Source organism: Paraburkholderia sp. (assembly GCF_047605525.1).
Classification (GTDB): domain Bacteria; phylum Pseudomonadota; class Gammaproteobacteria; order Burkholderiales; family Burkholderiaceae; genus Paraburkholderia.
The window spans coordinates 98390-115689 of sequence record NZ_JASGFN010000019.1 but is presented as its reverse complement, the minus strand read 5'-3'; the positions used below and the strand labels follow the sequence as shown (position 1 = coordinate 115689).

At 61.5% G+C, this 17300-nt stretch carries 16 protein-coding genes; 6 read left to right on the top strand and 10 right to left on the bottom strand.

The annotated features are described in order from the left end of the window. Positions 1 to 46: 46 nt before the first annotated feature. Genes QM685_RS25405 through QM685_RS25395 form a run of 3 tightly spaced genes read left to right on the top strand, consistent with a single transcriptional unit; the run spans position 47 to position 3378 of the window. Positions 47 to 1087 carry an EpsG family protein gene (locus QM685_RS25405; protein ID WP_415120580.1) on the top strand — a complete coding sequence of 347 codons (1041 nt, stop codon included), beginning with the start codon at positions 47 to 49 and terminating at the stop codon, positions 1085 to 1087. Between the two features lie 6 nt (positions 1088 to 1093). Next, the gene (locus tag QM685_RS25400; RefSeq protein WP_415120578.1) at positions 1094 to 2254 is read left to right on the top strand and encodes a glycosyltransferase; all 1161 of its coding nucleotides are present in this window, start codon (positions 1094 to 1096) and stop codon (positions 2252 to 2254) included. Beyond that, a complete protein-coding gene (locus QM685_RS25395) occupies positions 2251 to 3378 on the top strand; it encodes a polysaccharide pyruvyl transferase family protein (RefSeq protein ID WP_415120576.1) in 1128 nt (375 codons plus the stop codon). The genes QM685_RS25400 and QM685_RS25395 overlap by 4 nt, the downstream gene beginning before the upstream one ends. 101 nt (positions 3379 to 3479) lie before the next feature. On the opposite strand, the gene galU is transcribed toward QM685_RS25395, so the two are convergent. Beyond that, entirely contained in the window at positions 3480 to 4361 is an 882-nt protein-coding gene (gene galU, locus QM685_RS25390; RefSeq protein WP_415120574.1) for a UTP--glucose-1-phosphate uridylyltransferase GalU, read from the bottom strand. 432 nt (positions 4362 to 4793) lie between these two features. On the opposite strand from galU, the gene QM685_RS25385 reads away from it, so the two are divergent. Together QM685_RS25385 and QM685_RS25380 are read left to right on the top strand one after the other, a co-directional pair. Continuing rightward, a complete protein-coding gene (locus QM685_RS25385) occupies positions 4794 to 5027 on the top strand; it encodes a flagellar transcriptional regulator FlhD (RefSeq protein WP_415120572.1) in 234 nt (77 codons plus the stop codon). A 508-nt stretch (positions 5028 to 5535) separates the two neighbouring features. Further along, positions 5536 to 5805: a DUF1488 family protein gene (locus tag QM685_RS25380; protein WP_415120570.1), complete on the top strand. Its 270-nt coding sequence runs from the start codon at positions 5536 to 5538 to the stop codon at positions 5803 to 5805. Positions 5806 to 5942: 137 nt separating this feature from the next. On the opposite strand, the gene QM685_RS25375 is transcribed toward QM685_RS25380, so the two are convergent. Next, the gene (locus QM685_RS25375) at positions 5943 to 6905 is read right to left on the bottom strand and encodes a GlxA family transcriptional regulator (protein WP_415120568.1); all 963 of its coding nucleotides are present in this window, start codon (positions 6903 to 6905) and stop codon (positions 5943 to 5945) included. Between the two features lie 623 nt (positions 6906 to 7528). After that, complete coding sequence (locus QM685_RS25370) at positions 7529 to 7714, bottom strand: hypothetical protein (RefSeq protein WP_415120566.1); 186 nt, start codon at positions 7712 to 7714, stop codon at positions 7529 to 7531. Between the two features lie 542 nt (positions 7715 to 8256). Here QM685_RS25370 and QM685_RS25365 point away from each other — a divergent pair. After that, positions 8257 to 9291 carry a GlxA family transcriptional regulator gene (locus tag QM685_RS25365; RefSeq protein WP_415120675.1) on the top strand — a complete coding sequence of 345 codons (1035 nt, stop codon included), beginning with the start codon at positions 8257 to 8259 and terminating at the stop codon, positions 9289 to 9291. Positions 9292 to 9394: 103 nt separating this feature from the next. On the opposite strand, the gene QM685_RS25360 is transcribed toward QM685_RS25365, so the two are convergent. From QM685_RS25360 to QM685_RS25330, 7 genes are all read right to left on the bottom strand, one after another. Continuing rightward, complete coding sequence (locus QM685_RS25360; RefSeq protein ID WP_415120564.1) at positions 9395 to 10474, bottom strand: porin; 1080 nt, start codon at positions 10472 to 10474, stop codon at positions 9395 to 9397. Positions 10475 to 10606: 132 nt separating this feature from the next. Beyond that, positions 10607 to 11299: a class II aldolase/adducin family protein gene (locus QM685_RS25355; protein WP_415120562.1), complete on the bottom strand. Its 693-nt coding sequence runs from the start codon at positions 11297 to 11299 to the stop codon at positions 10607 to 10609. A gap of 144 nt (positions 11300 to 11443) precedes the next feature. After that, complete coding sequence (locus tag QM685_RS25350) at positions 11444 to 12718, bottom strand: M24 family metallopeptidase (protein ID WP_415120560.1); 1275 nt, start codon at positions 12716 to 12718, stop codon at positions 11444 to 11446. A 43-nt stretch (positions 12719 to 12761) separates the two neighbouring features. Then, positions 12762 to 13484 carry a dienelactone hydrolase family protein gene (locus QM685_RS25345; protein ID WP_415120558.1) on the bottom strand — a complete coding sequence of 241 codons (723 nt, stop codon included), beginning with the start codon at positions 13482 to 13484 and terminating at the stop codon, positions 12762 to 12764. A gap of 78 nt (positions 13485 to 13562) precedes the next feature. Beyond that, on the bottom strand, positions 13563 to 14672 hold the full coding sequence (locus QM685_RS25340; protein ID WP_415120556.1) for an alcohol dehydrogenase catalytic domain-containing protein: 1110 nt from the start codon (positions 14670 to 14672) through the stop codon (positions 13563 to 13565). 49 nt (positions 14673 to 14721) lie between these two features. After that, positions 14722 to 15705, bottom strand: a complete 984-nt coding sequence (locus QM685_RS25335) for a hypothetical protein (RefSeq protein ID WP_415120554.1) — start codon at positions 15703 to 15705, stop codon at positions 14722 to 14724. Positions 15706 to 15754: 49 nt separating this feature from the next. Continuing rightward, positions 15755 to 17215, bottom strand: a complete 1461-nt coding sequence (locus tag QM685_RS25330; protein ID WP_415120552.1) for an MFS transporter — start codon at positions 17213 to 17215, stop codon at positions 15755 to 15757. Between the last annotated feature and the right edge of the window lie 85 nt (positions 17216 to 17300).

Here is a 17300-nt window from a genome sequence, read left to right as displayed (position 1 = left end):
AGACGCTCTTCGCCAATTCGCAATGCACACCGGCAAGGCAGGTGCAATGAGCTACTACCTGTTGCCTCTTCTGATCTTCTACTTCGGCGTCATGCTTTGCATCGCGTATGGCGGCACCAATCCCGCGGTGATCCTTACCTGCTCGCTACCGATCGTCGCGCTCGCCGTTTTGCGCGGCCATAGCGGCACCGACACCGCCGCTTACTACCAGGCGTTCACCGACCTCGGCCAGGGCAACGGCTACGGCGCGGAACCGCTGTTCAACGCATACGCGCAATTCCTCTGGGCGGTCTATCCGGACCCGCGGTTCGTCGTCAACGGCATTTCGATGACGACCGCGTTGCTGCTGCTGTGGTCGATTTCACGCAGCCGCTACGGCATCTGGTTCGGCGGTCTTGTGCTCGTGCCGGGCATGTTCTACGAGCTGACCATGAACGTGATGCGTTTCGGTCTCGCGTCGGCGATCTTCCTGCTCGCGACCCGCATCGCGCCGCACCGCAAGCCGGTGCGATACGTGATTTACGCCCTGATCGGCACCTGCGTGCATTTCTCGTCCGCGCTGCTGTTCCTGCTCTTTGTCGCGACGACCCGGCGCGGGCACACGCTAATGATCGTCGGGGTGGCGATCGTCGTTATCGGCATATCGCTGGTGATGCCGGATTACTTCTCCGACAAAACCAGTCTCTACACCGGCATGGCCGCGCCCAACGCGTCGTCCGGACTGCTGTTCCTGCTGATCCAGCTTCTGATGCTGACCGTGATGATCGTCTACCGGCGACAGTTCGCGATCCCGCCCATCGGCTGGCTGATTTGCGCGGTGCTGGCGGTGGCGTTGTACGGGATAACTCAGGTGACCTACGCGGGCATCCGCTTCCAGCTGATTCTCGTGAACCTGATGCTCGTCATGCTATGGCGCCAGTTCTCTCCACGCAACAGGCACATGCCAGCCAGTCTGGCGACGTGGCTATTCATCATTGGACTCATCGCGCTCGCGGGACGAATCCACAACATGTCCGACGAGGAAGGCAAGGGCGAGTCCCCGTTTCTGCCTTATCAGACGGCTCCAGCCATTCAGGAATTAGGGTGAGCGACCATGAGACAAAAAATCGTGCACGTAACGGAAGCGCTGGGCGGTGGCGTGCTGCATTGCGTCGTGCTGCTGGCCAATCGTCAGGTCGCCGCCGGTGACGACGTCGTCGTACTGCACTCCGTGCGGACGGACACGCCGCCAGCAGCGAAGCTGGATGGGCTGTTCGATCAGCGAGTGCGGCGTCAGGTGGTGGACATGCGTACCAGCATCGGCGCGCACGACATCGCGAGTGTGTTCCGGCTCGTCGTCGCGCTGTCGCGTGAGCGGGCGGACATCGTTCATCTTCATTCGTCCAAAGCCGCGGCGTTGGGCCGGATCGCGACGCGTTTGCTCGGCATGACGGCCCGCACGATCTATTCACCGCACGGCTTCGCTTTTCTCAAAGAGGATATTTCGCCTATCAAGGCCAGGTTGTATCTGTTGGTCGAGCGCGCGCTCCACGCCACCGGCGGACATATCGTCGCCTGCTCGAAGAGCGAGTTGCGTTACGCGCGCATGCTGCTTCGGCGCGCGGAGCGCACCAGTCTCGTCGAGAACGCCGTCAAACTCGACGAATTCGATCACGGCAGCCGCAGCCGGATGACCGAACAGGTTGTCGTGTGCACATCGGCGCGCGTCACCTATCAAAAAGCGCCGTGGCGATTCACGAGTCTCGCGCAACGCCTCGCGTCATCGAACACGCGCTTCGTGTGGTTCGGCGACGGCGAAGCCGACGCAATCGACCGATGGATAGATCGCGACGCGATCGAGCTGAGCGGCTGGATCGCGGCAGCGGAACTCCGGCAACGACTGCCGGCATGCGACATCTTCGTTCTGCCTTCGCTATGGGAAGGGATGCCGATCGCGTTGATCGAGGCTCAGGCCGCGGGACTGCCGGCAGTGGCCAGTCGTATCGTCGGCAACCGCGATGTGATTGTTCACGGCGTGACCGGCTTTCTCGCGAACGACGACGCCGAACTGGAGCACTACACCCGCCGGCTGATCGACGATGCGGACCTGCGCGCGCGCATGGGTGCCGCTGCAAGCGCGCATGCGCGCGCGCGCTTCGGCGACAAGCAACTGTTCCGCTCCTATGTCGGGATTTATCGACGGCTGCTCACGCCAGCACCCTCGCACGGGTTACCCGCCGTGACACCGGCACTTTCACCCGAGGTCCTGAAATGAGCACATCTGGAGTCGATGATCGAGCAACGTCCGTTGTCCGCGAGACACGCATCGCCTTCTTCGGATTCTATGGGCGACACAACTTCGGCGACGATCTGTTCGGCTACCTGCTGGAGTCGATAGCGGTAAGAACACCGGGAATCCAGCCACTGATCGTCGGCGCATCGCCCGCGCAGGAATTGACGCATTCCTTTCATTTACCCGTGGCGCGAGCCTTGTGGACGCGTCCGGGCGTAATGGGCGCTGCTGCGCGGTCGGTCACGTACATGGCCGCGGTCCTCCGCGCGAGGGCTGCGGTCTTCGGTGGCGGCTCGCTGTTCGGTGCGAACGCCTCCCTGCCCTTTGCCCGTCTGATCGTCAACGCGGGGCGACGCTTCAATCGGCCCGTCGCGGCGCTCGGCGTGTCGGTCGGCCCCTTTGCGACGACGGAGCGACGCCACGCATTCGCGAACCTTCTGAGAGCCATGCCGAGCATCGCGGTCCGTGACGAAGCGTCGGTCCGCGCAGTCGCCGACGCAACAGGATCGGCGCCAGCCAATCTCAAGGATCTCGCGTTCGCGCTACCCGCCCTCTATACGCCCAGACAAAGAACGGACGCACCTCGAACGCTGGTGGTGTCCATTCATCTGCGGCAATACATGGATGCGGTGCTGGCGGTTCTCGCGATGGTGGACAGCCAGCACCTCGTCGATCATGTGCTGTTCGTTTCGCTGGACGACGAAAGCATTGCGGTAACGGGAGACATCGCGCGGCTGTTCTCACCAGTGAACGTCACCGTGGGCCGTTTCCAATACGGCGATTCGATTACCGAAGTGATCGATCTGCTCGCAGGCGCGACCTGCGTCGTCACGTCGAAACTGCATGGGGCGATCGTCAGTTTCGTGTATGACGTTCCGGTGTTGCTGTTCTGTTACCAGGCCAAATGCGCCGAATTCCTTCGAGACAATGTGCTGCCGGGACCGCAAGATGCGCAACCGTCCGATGCAGCGTGCGTCGCGCATGTCATGGACCTCCTGAGTAGCAAACGTGAGCGACACTACTCGCGGGCGGGATGGCATCTCGACCAGTTCAGGCGCTTCATCGGCGGGATTGGCCGGGGTCGCGCGGACAGCGGCGCGGGTTAAGCGTTGAATCGCACGGGTGACGGAAAGCGAAGCGGCGTCCGTCACCCGGTCACGCCGTCACGCCCATGCGGCAATGACGGCATGCTCTCCGCGGTCAAACGTTATACGGACAGTTCGGCCATTCGAGCGGCGAGGTACTCGTTGAAGTCCGCCGACACCTCGGGATGGCGCAGTGCGAACTCCACCGTCGCCTTCAGATAACCCAGCTTGCTGCCGCAGTCAAAACGCGTGCCGTCATATCGGTAGGCCAGTACCTGCTCGTCCTTCAGCAGTGACTGGATCGCATCGGTCAACTGCAACTCTCCGCCGCTACCCGGCCGCAGCGCGCGCAGATGATCGAAAATGCGTGGCTTGAGCACATAGCGGCCGACCACGCCATAGCGGGAAGGTGCATCGGCAGGTGCCGGTTTTTCGACGATACCCGACAGCTTGAAGATACTGTCTTCCCATTGCTTGCCGTCGATCACGCCATACGACCTCGACTCTTCCGGTGCGATCTCTTCGACGCCCAGCACCGACGTATGGTAATGGTCGAATACGTCGATCATCTGCCGCAACACGGGCGGCTGGCCGTCCAGCAAGTCGTCGGCCAGTACTACCGCAAAAGGGCTGTCTCCTACGAGCTTTTCCGCGCACAGCACGGCATGCCCGAGACCCAGCGCTTCGGCCTGACGCACATAGAAGCAATGGACATGGCTGGGCTTGATGCTACGCACGAGGGACAGCAACTTCTCCTTGCCGCGCGCCTCCAGCTCCGCTTCGATCTCGTATGACTTGTCGAAATGGTCCTCGATGGCCCGCTTGCTGCGCCCCGTCACAAAGATCATTTCCGTAATGCCCGCGGCGATCGCTTCCTCGACCGCATATTGGATGAGCGGCTTGTCGACAACGGGCAGCATCTCTTTCGGGCTTGCTTTGGTCGCCGGCAGAAAGCGGGTACCCAGCCCTGCGACGGGGAAAACGGCTTTGGTTATTTTAAGCATTGGTCTTGGATCTCGCGTATCGAATGATCAGGTGTTTATCCGGAAATGCCCATACTCCAACAGAAAAAACACCCGCCCGTACCAGGTGCGATGCCGGGCAGGTTGAGCCGAGGCAATTGAGATTCGCCGGGAGAGGCGAATACAAAACGAGTATTGCCTGCCCTATTCTTCTCGGGAATGGGTTTGTCGGATCCCGCTAACCAAATGACGGAACACTACAGCAATTCAACTGGCGGGTCGCCCCATTGATTCAGGAATTATCCCGTTCCGATTCAATACACGAGTCCGGCGCGGTGGCGACCGATTAATGGCGGATGAGATCAAGATTTTGTCAGCAGCGGGAATGCCATCAAAGGTAAGCTTCCGATCAGGTTATCGCCGGATAGTAAGCGGCGATGAGGTCTTCAATGTTCCTATACAGGGCGCAATCTCTTGGACAATAACTCAGATAGCCTCAAGGCAATCGCCGCATTCAACCAGTCGTATCTCCTGCTCGCCCAGCGCATGCTAAGGGAAGACCGGGAGGAGGCAAAGCGCGCGTTGGGTCTGTCCGATTCACTGGCGGAGCGGGTCAGTTCGTTGACGGAAGCCGAGATCAAGATGCTCGCCGATGACGCCAGGCTGATCTGCCGCTTCCGCGCCGACGTGGCGCCTGACGGCATGTGAAGACCGGCATTCTTTCAATGCACATCTACCGGCTTATGCCGGCCCCGGCTACACGAAATCATGTCGGTGAATTGCCCGGCTTCCGGCATTGAAGCTGAGTCGCCGGGCGACCTGGGCATCAGAATTACGCATTAATCGTCCATCACGAAGTTGTAGTGGCGGTATTCGGCCGGCCGGCACGCGCTGGCCTTTACGCCAGTCGCGATGCGGAATCGACGGCATCGCCTGTTGACGGCCACGACCGGCGATCGGGCCGCACTCCCGCCACGATAGCAAGCAAAGATACGCCGGCTTCAGCGCATTCACGTGAAAGTGATCGTCCAACGACGCGCCAGTCCATTGACTCGAAGTTCATTGCATGCGCCCGGTGCTGAAAAGCACCGCGCCTCGGCATATTTCGCGTGTGCAAATGATGTGACCTCCGGCACACCAGCGTTGCCCAAACCGGAAATGCATTAAATGTGTAAAAATCATTGCGCCCCTATCCAAAGCGTCGCCCTTGCCGCCTATGGAAACCATTGAACTTGAACCGCATGTACTCACCAATCGACTCGCCGTGGCGTTTTATCTTGCAGGCCAGAACGGCACGAGCGAATGCCTGATCACGATCACGGCACTTGAAGCATATTTCTGGCTCGAGCCAGGTGCGGGCGACGCCCGCATCCTCAAAACCTTTCGGAACGGGTTCGGGCGCATCCGCGCGATAGCCGAACGGAAATTACTCGCCCGTCCCGCCGCGCAAGTCGAACTGACGGTAGAAGATTTCGCGCGCCCCTGACGCATCTGTTCGTTGGCATGCTGGCCCGTTGACCTGATAGATCGCAATGCCGCTCATACGCTATAAAAAGCGGCCACATCATTCGACAATGCCGGGCGCCACGTCATGAGAAGAAAAGTGTCGCGCCGGATTCCGGTTCAGGAATGAGCGGCTTGTAGCGTAGCTTGACGTCTCCGATAATCGCTCGGTGTGGTCGACAGGTGCTTCTTGAACAATTTGGAAAGTTGACCACCACTGCCGATCCCGCAATGCCGGGCGATCTTGTCGACGGGCAAACGCGATTCGCGCAGCATACGGCAGCTCAATGCGAGGCGTGCACGCATGAGATAGTCCGACGGCGTCATGCCAATCTCATTCTTGAATCGGCGTAAAAAATTGCGCTCGCTCATCGTTGCGACGGCTGCGGCATCATCGATCGAGATCGGGCGATCAACGTTGGCTTCGATCCAGCGCGCGGAGGCCATGATCCGCTCACTCACCTGAGGTGCAATGTCGTTTGTGAGCGGGGAACCGAACAGAGTACAGTGCGGTGCGATCGCCTGGGCAATCTGGCAAGCGAATGCTTCGCCGAGATCATCCTCAACGATGCGCAAGCTCGTCTGAATCTCGGTTGGCGGCTCGGCGTACCGGCTCGCGCCTGCCGCGCCGGTATCCAACCTGTGGCGGCCTGGCAGGCCAACGGCCTTGAGCACAAGTCGACCTTCAGATATTGGATGCACAAGTTCGCTGGACTCATGGGCGCGCCGCATCCAAGTCGCAAGACGTTCGTCGCGGGCAGCGTGCTCCGCTCCGGTCCCCCCGGCGATAAACACCAAATGTCGATCACCGAAGGTTTTGTAGGACTCGACCGCGTCCGTCCAAACGAACACGTAGGACGTACTGGCAATTCGCCCACCGGCCGCCGAGAGCAAATTGACGTCGTAAGGCGGGGCGCCGCCGGTCTGCGACACCGCCATGGCGTTAGCGCGCTGAAAAATTTCGATAATCGCCGCAATTTTCGGTAGCGCAAAACCGTTGAACAGCACGATGTCGACATGAGTAGTCGTTCCCGGTCTGTTGAAAATTGCGGCGCCCTTTTGCGGTTCAGCCTCGGACTTCATTTTTCTACCCTCGGACAAGCTTGGTTTAGCAGATTAGACTGTCAATTTTCTTTCGCTGAATGGTATATGAAAGCGGTTGCTTCCTTGTGACTTGGCGGATATCGACACAAATCTGACCATTATGGACAATTGCCCTTACCCGGTTTTTCGCGTAAGAATTTCCGAACAAAACACAGACGCGCGCAACTGGCTCAAAAGAGTCCAGAACCGGCAAGCTGAGAATGCGCCGGGAGCAAAGGCAATTACCCGGATTTGAACGCGCCATTGGCGGAAGCGGCCAATGAGCTTACCCGCCCGAGCCGATTAGCGGCGCACACTTTTTACCCATTCCGCCAATATCTTGTTTGTGAGCGCAATGCGGCGTCGTACTGCCGTTTCCCGGGTTAAAGTGCCGTCACCTCGGACCATTTGAGGGATTGGGGCGAACCGCCCTGCCCCTCAAAAGTCTTTCGGCCAGCCGGTTAACTTCGGCTGGCTTTTTTTTTTTGAATTTCACCGGCGGACGGGGCCGGTCACGGCCGAGCAATCGATGTATTGTCTTCCGCGCGAACCATGCGACGGCAGAACGTCGACAATTCCATCAAGGACTGGCGACCGGGCCGGCGTGGCATCTTGCGATGTGCCTACTCGAGAACCGACTTTAGCTCGTCGATGGTGATGTTGGGCAACCGCTTGGCGAGCATGTCCCAGAAGATCAGATCGTGCATCGCATTAGCATCTTCGACCGTATTCCACTTCCGAACGCCGACTATGGAATCGGCAGTCTCGCAGGCGGCATTAACGATGGTGAGGATTTCTTGTGTATGCATGAACGAGTTAACGGCGAAGCTCCGAGATTATTTAGCCCACTTGCAATCGTTGGCCAAAAATGTGTCTGATTTCGACAAATTCTGGTCGGATCCAGTTCGGGCAAGCGAGCTGGGAATGGCAACCACATGCTAACCTGATTCTCCATTGGTCTTGATCCAGAAAAGCCCTACCTCGAAAGGGTTAAATCATACGTGATGCAGCGAGGATGCACTGACGAGCGATTAGCGCTCCTTGCATCCGGTCGTGATTAAGCCTCCCCCGCACCATTTCAGACGTACCGATATATATTATGCCTCATATCTTTTATTTTTATTTTTGCAATTTATTGAAGTATATGTAAATATATAATCCGGGTTGCTATAACCCGCACGGCGACGAATTCGAGCCGGAGCTGAAATTTCCGCGGCCGGGTCGTTAACGGACAATATGTTGGTCAAATCGGTCATTGTAATAACGGGGCCCAGCATGTATAGATAGCGTGAGCAATCAGGAAAAAACACCGAAACTAACGAGCTTCGATCAAATATTCCGGGGAAACCAAATGGAGCTGGTAGATACTTTGCCGCGCGACTCGCAGCAAAGTGCCGTGTCGAAGCAGGCAGATGAGACAACTCGCGTCGACATAGCGTTGTTCAATGGATTTGCACTGCCCAAAGTCGCGGCAATTATTGAAATCTTCCAGAAGGCCAACGCAATGGGCGTCTCACAGCAGTCTTCGCGCGCACGCTATGACGTCTCACTACTGTCGGCCGCGGGCGGCCGGATCGCAAGCTCGTCCTCGGTATTCGTCTGGACCGAAAGTGTTGAATCGCATCACGTCACGAGCGACAGGCATCTGCTGTTTATCGCCGGCGGCGCCGGCGCGCCACATGCATGTCGCGACGAACGCCTGAGCAACTGGCTGCGCGACAGGCACCCGTTTAGCGAGATCGTTCATCCGATCGCCGAGGGGCGGCTGCTCCTCGACGCAGCGAAACTTCCGAGCCGCTACTGTGCGCTCCTGTACGGCGACAATGAAACGCGCGGAGCTTATAGGGCGCTTGCACTGAACGAAGCGCCGACTGAGATTGCCACGGCCTTGCGCATCGTGGAGGAGGACATGGGACCGAACGTGGCGCGGCACGTGGTGGAATCGTTCGCGCCTCAGCGCAATGCGGCGTTCGACGCGTCCGGTTCCCGCGGCGGGGCACCGAAGGTCAGTGAAAAAATCATGGCGTCGGCTCACTGGCTGGAGTCCAACGTCGATCGTCCTGTTTCTATCGATGCAGCCGCGCAGGTGGCGGCCATGAGCGAGCGGAACTTCCTGCGGCGCTTCAAGAGCGAAATCGGCATGACACCCTCGGACTATCTCCTGCGCGCGCGTCTGAACATGAGTTGCCGGATGCTCCTCGAGTCGCATTTGCCGGTAGACAAAATTGCGCGCCGCTGCGGTATCGGCAGCGGCGGCCAGTTGGCCAAGCTATTCAGAAAATATCTTGAGACGACACCCACTGATTACCGGAAATCGTGGCGCGATAAGGTACATGAATTCAGTGAGGCCCAGCCGTTCAAGGCACCGTATCTAACCAGCAGATAGAAGTGCCCGACAACGCCATGGTATGGGTCTGAACCTGATAGCGCCGAGAATATGCGGGGTTGCACCGCAGCCACTATTACCCGGCGTGTACATCTTCGAAGACTCAGAACCGATGCTGGAAGCCGATCCCGTACGCGGTCTCGTTGGAGTTCAGAACATTGGCGGAAGCGACGCCCCCAGGCGGGAAAATCGTTATGCGCGAATTGCCGCTGTCGTATAGCCGCTGGAAGAATCCGTAAATGAGCGTCGTTTTTGAAATGACGTAGACATCCGCGATGGCCCACGTCCTCGCATCCGAATTCACGTTTTGCGCCGTTGTGCCATTTTTTGCGCCGTTGTTCAGGGCCCCGTAGGAAAAGCGGATGGAATTGGCAATGCCGGTCGGAACCTGTATCCCCGTCTGCCAGAGAGTATCGGTGGACGAATCAGCGGGCTTGCGTAGCTGGTAGGTCCCGTATACCGAGAACCAGGGCAGTTGATACCGCACGCCAAAGTTATGTTCGACGACGCTTCTCGTCGCGGCGGTCGTATTGGTCGTTCCCGTGCTGTGTGCAAATCCATAGCTCGCGCTGATCGGCCCGTTAGCGTACGTCAGCGTATCGATGTCGTAGCTTTTGTTGATCGGCTGACCGGCGTTCCCGCTCAGCGAGTGGACGGCCGACAGCGTCAGCGAGTGCCAGGTCGGCGACGTGTACTGGATGCCGTTGTTGACGCGCGCGGGATCCGTGAACGGATTAAAGGCCCATGTACGGGGATCGCCGCCCGCCAACGTTCCGAGTACACCGACCGAGGGCAGACCAATCGCATCGTAGTTCAAGGACCAGTCGTACCCTGGTGTCTGCAGTCGTCCGAAACGCAGGGTCCCCAATGTGTCGCTGCGCAGGCCCACGAACGCCTGCCTGCCGAATAAAGCACCCCCTTGCCCGAGCGTTCCGTTGTTGACGTTGAAGCCGCTTTCGAGAACGAAGATCGCCTGTATGCCGCCACCCAGGTCTTCGACGCCGCGCAATCCCCAACGCGACCCCATGCCTCCTCCGGAATTCATGCTGGTCGCGTTTTGGGATCCTTGACGGAAGTTGGCGATAAACACGTCGGTCACGCCATATAACGTAACGCTCGACTGTGCTGATGCAACGGTGGGAATGACTCCAGCGAGCAGAATACCTGCCATTTTTTTATACACGTACTGTCTCCAGGTTTTGGTATGCGCCGGACTTCGATCCGGCTGTTTTTCTTCGAAGCGCCAGACAGCGACGTAAATCCCGCGCTGCTTCCGGGCGGTGGCGCACCGCCCTCCCGTGAATGCCTGCCGGGGTTACTGCTGCGCCGACCGGTTCTTCGCGGCCTGCAATTTCCACATGTCCCACGGACGCTGAACCTGCGCCTCATGGCTGTCGACACACGCGCGGCATTCCGCGTCTGTCAGGTAAGTGACATCGCCCAGTTGCTCGGCAGTCGCCTGGCAACGTGCATTGGCCTCCGCATAGACGGCTCGATAGACCGCCTGCTGGACGCTTTGCGCAACGACGGTTGAACCGTGTCCACGCATCAGGACAATCGCGCTATTCTCGAAATGCCTCGCCAAAGCAGCGCCGAGCTGGCCGTTCCTGATGAGAAGATCGGTCGCGTCTCCGGCCTCTTCGCGTATTTCGAAAACGGGTGCATCGGTCCCGATGAAGCCCGCCATATGGAACACGGCGCGCAACGAATGATTCTTCACCACCGTCAGCGGCACGATGGCGGGAGAATGGCTGTGGACGATCGCCTGCACTTGCGGATAGGCACGGTAGATCTCGCCGTGGATGAATCGCTCCAGATAGACCCGCCGTCCCGCTGCATTCACCGCTTCTCCGTCGAGCGTGAACTCGACGATGTCCGCGGCGCTCACCAGTCCCGGTGCCATGTTGCGGGAGAGAAGAAAGCGGTCGGCACAACGATCGTGGCGCGCGCTGACGTGCCCGAAGGCATCGACCACGCCCTGATCGAACAGGATGTGATTGGCGAGCACGAGGTCGTCGACGAGTCCGGGGCTGGGCGGGGTAGACGATATGGCGGCATCGTCGACATTGACGCCGGTCGCGCATGCGTTCAGGTCACAATTCACATTCGGCTCCTGCAATAAGGTGGTTGAATACCGGGGCGTCTTTTCACATTAGCTGTAGACCGTGATGTCTTTCGGCCAGTCGGTGAATACGCCCGGCGGCGAAATCTGCAGCCCATGTGGCATGCGTCCCATCCGGCGGGCGCCGTCCTTGCCGACCCGCACCGTGTCGCCCCACGCGAACTCGTGCTCGCCGTTTGCCGTGGCGACGGAAGGCTTGCAGATATACACGCCGTTTTCGGGCAGTCTGGCTTCCAGCGCGCGCGTCGTTGCATCGTAGAAAGGGATGCCGTCCAGCCTGGTCAGCACGAGCGGCCGATCGTCGCCGAGACCGCGGCCATGCACGATGAGCGACGCACGCAGGCCCGAGAGCGGACCGCTCTTCGGGGCGATCCGCCGCGCGATCGCGACCGTCGCCTCGATCAATTCGCGTACCGTCACGCCCGCGCGCATCGTCGGCAACAGTTCCAGATACAACGCCTCGTGCGCCGCGGAGAGCTCGCGGATAATCTGCGAACAGGTGTTGACGGCGACGACCGGCAGACGCTGCGCGCGGTAGCCGAGAACGGAAGCCTCGATTTCGCCCAATATCAGGTCGCCTCTTTCGAGCGGACGCGCGGTGGGCCGTGTCAGCGTCCTGCCGGGGGCGGGGCCGCTGATCCAGTTGAAGTGCACCGATAGCTCCGAGCCGCGCCGGAACATTTCATGCATCGTTTCGGCCCACACGACGTAATCCGGCACACCCGGTTGCGCGGCGCGAAGCTGGGCTTCCAGCGCACATTCGACGATGTCGACGGAACGCTGGAGCACGGCGATCTCCTCGTCGCTCTTCACCTCACGCACTTCCTGCATCAGCTCCGAGGCGTCCACGAAGCTTGCGTTGGGACACGCATCGACCAGCGCGCGGAAGGTGCCGTGCATGATCGTGCCCTCCGGCGTGCGAGTCCCGCCCGCCAGGCCCGAGACGCCGATGCGCTGGCCATCGAGACCGAGCTCACGCAAGCGCTCGCCCATTGCGGCGCCAAACTGGCGATTGACGGTTCGTACATCGCCGACCCAATCCTGCACGAGCGGACCCCAGCGCTCCTTCGCCGACGCGGCAACCACCGTGACATCACCCTCGAGCGGGAACACCACCCCGATCGAGGTATCGGCGCCGCCGCCGCAATGCGACAGGTAACGCGCGTCGGCCTGCCAGTCCGTCGAGTTGCCGGGATTGGGCGGCGCGATCAGCGCGGCGAGGTTGTCACGCTGCATCAGTTGCCTCACCGCATGCCAGCGGCGATTGCGCTCCGCAAGCGAAAAGCGCCTATAGGGATGGGGCATCGGGACGGTTGAAGTTGTCTGTTCCATGGTCAAAGGCATCCCGTCAAAGAAGCGCACGGGCGCAAACATGCTCGTCGAGAAAGGCGAAGGTCCGCTCCCAGGCGAGTTCGGCCGCCGCGCGCCGGAACTGCGCCGGCCTCGCATCGCAGGCGAACGCATGACCGGCCTGCTCGTACACGTGCTGCCGATACGTCAGGTTCGCCTGCCGCAGCGCTGCGTCGAGCGCGTCGATCTGCTCGCGTGGAATGACCGGATCGCTATCGCCGACGTGCAGCAGAAGCGGCGCTTCGATTTGCGCTACCCGGTCGAGCAGCGCATGCGGCCCCGCCGCGATGCCACCGCCGTAGAACACGACAGCGGCCCCAAGCGCCGGATAAGCGGTAGCCGCGGTGAAGGCGGCCCGGCCGCCGAAGCAGAAGCCGATCACGGCGCAACGGTCGGCATCGAGAGCCGCGCCATCGCGCAGGTAATCGAGAACCGCGCCGATATCGGCAACGATCTGCGGCGCGCCGATCGAGCCGATCGTCGCGACTGCCTCCGCGTGCTGGTCGTAGCCGAACTCGCCGACCGCGCTGCGATGGAAGAGATCCGGCGCAATCGCGAGAAAGCCGCGCCCGGCAAGCCGTCTCGTCACGTCCTGGATGTGCGCGTTCACACCGAACGCTTCCTGCAGAACGATGACCGCTCGCGTGGCGTTCAAAGGGCGCGCGACATAGGCGCGCATCGCGCCATCCGGCGTGCTCAGGGTGATCCATTCAGTCGACATGGTCCAATGTGTCCAGTTTGCTATTTCGGGTTGTGCGGGTGCGGCGCCGTCTCGCGACGCACGCGCGGGTCGTCGCGATCAGTCGCGCCCCGGATGGACGACCGTCATCCACATCGGCGCCGCCCGGGCCGCGGTGGCCTGCAGCGCCTCGTTGACGCGCTCGAGCGGATAGCGATGCGTGATCAGTTCGTCGGCATTCAGTTGCCCGGACGCCAATAGTTCGAGCACGGCATCGGTATCCGACCGTGTGCAGGAGCGCGTACCGATGATTCGCCAGCAGTGGTGCATGATGTCGCGAATGGTGAAGGGCAACGCGCTGCGATTGCCGCCCATGTGGACGAGCGCACCGCCCGTCGCCAGCGCGGCCGTGGCCTGTGCGGTGCCCGGACCGTCCGGGAAGAAGTCGAGCACCGCGTCCGCGCCGGCGGGCAACACGTCGAGAAGCCGCCGCGTAAGCGCGCCCGTTGTGGGCCAGTCGTCGCCGAGGCTCTCGAAGGCCACGAGCTGCACAGGCAAACCGCCGGCAAGAGGCCGCAAGGCCTCCAGCCGCTCCGCCGAGCGTCCGACCAGCACGAGTCCGCGCGCGCCATAAAAGCGCGCCAGCTTGATGCTTGCCGTACCCATCGTGCCGGTCGCCGCCGTGATGACGAGGCGCCCGGTGGCGGGAAGCGCCGCGCATTTCAATGCACGAACCGCATTGCCCAGATCGTGAATCTTTGCGCCGACGTCGAAGCCGACATGGTCCGGCAGGATGTCCACCAGCCAGTGCGGCACGCGCACGTATTCGGCGAGACCGCCGTCGTGATACTGCGCGTAGAGTTCGAGTGGGCCGTCGCCGAGCGCGGCGTGGCCGATCATCGCGGCTTCCGTGCACATCTGCTCGCGATCCGAGCGGCAGTATTCACATTCGCCACACGACAGGATCGCGTGCGCGCGGACCCGCTTGCCGACGAGGCTGCGGTCGACGCCCGCGCCGACGTCGACGACAGTGCCGGCAAATTCATGGCCGGGCGTGGTCGGCAGGTGATGAAAGCGGCCGCGTTCGAGCAGCTTCATCATGCCGGGCGCGAGGCCGGCGGATGCCACGCGGATTACGACGTCATGCGCTTGCGCGGTGGGAAGCGCGACGGATTCGAGTGCCAGTGCCCGGGCGTCGCGGTGCGCGCGCGCGGCTGTCATGGTTTTCATGGATCTGATCGTCAGCTGGGGATGAAATGAATGGGGAGAGCGGTCGGCTTCACGCACGCAGACTCGCCAGCGCTTCGACGCCAATCGGCTCGCCCTGTTTTGCCGATTCGGGAACCTGCTCCAGTTCATACGTCGAGATCAGCGTGAGGTTCTCCGACAGCGCGCCGTGAATGCTGGTGAACGCGATGCCGCGCGGAATCCTCACGAAGTCGCCCGGTTCGAGATGTATGGTCCCGCGTTGAGTCACCAGCGTGCGACGGCCATTCAACTGGTAGTGCACTTCGTCGGCGTTCAGATGACGGCGGTATTCCCGCCCGTCCGATGCGTCCTCACGCGTCACGCCGATCATGAAGTTGGCTGACCGGTAGACCCAGGTCGTACCCCGCGCGTCGGCGGTGGGCCTCACGACCGGCAGCCGCGCCGGATCGTGTTTCGCGTGCTCAAGAAGAAGCCGTTCGTCGGCGGGAAAGAGCACGATGTCGGTGGCGGGGCCGCCCATGCGCTCCGATACCAGCTCATTGACCTGCCCCGCCACCCAGCCGTCGAACTGCGTCTCCATGAACTCGCTCGTGCGCAGCGTGGGGAGTTGTTCGAGCGCGGGTTCGGGCAGATAGAACAGCACATGAATGTCTTCGAGTCCGTAGTTGTCGTGCGCGACTCCGTTAGGCAGGCGAACGAACTCGCCGCGCTCCATCACGACCGTGCCCAGATCGGTCAGCACGTGACGGCGCCCGTGCACCTGATACGAGATTTCGTCGGCCCCGGTGTTGCGGTGATAGAAGGCCTGCCGCGAGTCGTTCATCGTCTGCCATTCGATACGCGCGAACTCGCTGCGGTAGACGTCGCGCGGATGGCTGAACGCCTGCTCGACATAACGGGTCGGGAAATGCACCGCGGTGATCGGCGGATGGTCCCGATGGCGCTTCCTGTCCGACGGCAACGGCGGCGCGAGCAGCAATCGCTCATCCCGTTGCAGGCGCAGTGGTGGCGTATCGAACGGGAAACTGCCGACGCTTTCATAAACCAGGCTCATGTTCTTCTCTCTTCAGTCGGAAATCGGTCAATGCAAGGCAATAGCGGAATCAACGGTGGCGGCGGGCCAGCACGGCGACGGCGGCGAGCGCAAGAAGGCTCGGCACGACACCCGCCATGAAGATGCGTTGGGGCGGCCAGTGCATCGCGATCATCACGCTTCCCACGAGGGGGCCGGAGATGGAGCCGAGACGGCCCACCCCGAGTGCCCACCCTGCGCCGGTGGCGCGAATCGAGGTCGGATAGATTTCCGCCGACAGCGCATTCAGACCCGCCTGAATACCGACGACGGCATAGCCGGCCATCGCCGTGAACACCACGACACAGATCGGATTGGTGTGGAAGAGCCCGAGGACGACCGCGTAAAGCGCCGTGATCGCGCATTGAGAAACGAGCACCGGGCGGGGACCGAAGCGGTTCATCACGGGCCCCTGGCTGAGCGCGCCGAGCATGCCGCCAGCATTGAAGCTCGTAATAGCGAAGAGGCTCAGCGCGGCGGTTTGCCCGCTCGCGTTGACGATCGCGGGCAGCCAGTTGATGCTGAAGTAGAGCAGCATCAGATTCATGAAGTACGGAATCCAGAGCAGCACCGTGGAGACCGCCCGCCCTTCCGTGAATACCGCTCGCGCGCCGACGCGTTTGCCTTTGTGCCCGTGAGCCCGGTTGTCGTGATCGACATAGCGCACGCCTGTGCTGGGCGCATCCGGCGAAATCGCGCGCAGCACGCGCGCAATGCGCGCCGGATCCGCGCCGCGCGCGATCAGGTAGCGGACCGACTCCGGCATCCACGCAGCGAGCACCAGCGCCAGCACGACTGGCGCCAGGCCGCCGGCATAGAACGCGGCTTTCCAGCCGAACGCCGGCAGCAACGCGGCCGCAACGAGACCACCGGCGAGCGAGCCCGCGGGCAGACCGCACATCATTACGGCGATACAGGTGCGCGCATGACGTTTCGGCGCAAACTCGGCGGCCAGCGCAATGACGTTCGGCAGCACGCCGCCGAGACCGATGCCGGTCACGAGTCGCGCGACGATCAACGCCGGCAACGTGGTGGCTATCGCCGTCAGCAGGGAGCCGACTCCGAAACAGACGGTCGCGAATATCAGCATGCGCTTGCGCCCCACGTGATCGGCAATCGGGCCGACGATCATCGCGCTCACTACCATGCCGAGCGGCCCCATGCCGAATACCGGGCCGAACTGCCTGAGCGGGATGGCCAGTGCATTGGCAATATGCGGCGCGAGAAACCCGATGGTCTGGGTATCGAAACCGTCGAGCAGCACCACCAGAAGGCAGAGCCCGAGGACCACGAACTGATAGCGGCCGAGCGGACGTGCATCGATCAGCCCGGCGACGTTGATCTCCCTGAGGTTCGCGTCGGTGAGCGGGCCGGCCGCGGCGGCTCTTGCGGCACGCTTCGCCGACGGAACTTCTGTTTCGCGCCCGCTGTGCGCCGTCGCGCCCAACGGGACCTCCGTATTGCCGTCCATCCTGTCTCCTTGAGTGGTCATCGCGCGGGCCTCGGGGCCCGGGCGTCCAGACCGGCACCGCGACCTCGCGTTCGATGCGTGTCACGGCACGAGCCGATGAGCGAAT

What these genes read in the sequence shown, in the direction of transcription:
- QM685_RS25405 (WP_415120580.1), top strand. Translation starts at nt 47, where the DNA reads ATGAGCTACTACCTGTTGCCTCTTCTGATCTTCTACTTCGGCGTCATG.
- QM685_RS25400 (WP_415120578.1), top strand. Translation starts at nt 1,094, where the DNA reads ATGAGACAAAAAATCGTGCACGTAACGGAAGCGCTGGGCGGTGGCGTG.
- QM685_RS25395 (WP_415120576.1), top strand. Translation starts at nt 2,251, where the DNA reads ATGAGCACATCTGGAGTCGATGATCGAGCAACGTCCGTTGTCCGCGAG.
- galU (WP_415120574.1), bottom strand. Translation starts at nt 4,361, where the DNA reads ATGCTTAAAATAACCAAAGCCGTTTTCCCCGTCGCAGGGCTGGGTACC.
- QM685_RS25380 (WP_415120570.1), top strand. Translation starts at nt 5,536, where the DNA reads ATGGAAACCATTGAACTTGAACCGCATGTACTCACCAATCGACTCGCC.
- QM685_RS25375 (WP_415120568.1), bottom strand. Translation starts at nt 6,905, where the DNA reads ATGAAGTCCGAGGCTGAACCGCAAAAGGGCGCCGCAATTTTCAACAGA.
- QM685_RS25370 (WP_415120566.1), bottom strand. Translation starts at nt 7,714, where the DNA reads ATGCATACACAAGAAATCCTCACCATCGTTAATGCCGCCTGCGAGACT.
- QM685_RS25365 (WP_415120675.1), top strand. Translation starts at nt 8,257, where the DNA reads ATGGAGCTGGTAGATACTTTGCCGCGCGACTCGCAGCAAAGTGCCGTG.
- QM685_RS25350 (WP_415120560.1), bottom strand. Translation starts at nt 12,718, where the DNA reads ATGCCCCATCCCTATAGGCGCTTTTCGCTTGCGGAGCGCAATCGCCGC.
- QM685_RS25345 (WP_415120558.1), bottom strand. Translation starts at nt 13,484, where the DNA reads ATGTCGACTGAATGGATCACCCTGAGCACGCCGGATGGCGCGATGCGC.
- QM685_RS25340 (WP_415120556.1), bottom strand. Translation starts at nt 14,672, where the DNA reads ATGAAAACCATGACAGCCGCGCGCGCGCACCGCGACGCCCGGGCACTG.
- QM685_RS25335 (WP_415120554.1), bottom strand. Translation starts at nt 15,705, where the DNA reads ATGAGCCTGGTTTATGAAAGCGTCGGCAGTTTCCCGTTCGATACGCCA.
- QM685_RS25330 (WP_415120552.1), bottom strand. Translation starts at nt 17,215, where the DNA reads ATGACCACTCAAGGAGACAGGATGGACGGCAATACGGAGGTCCCGTTG.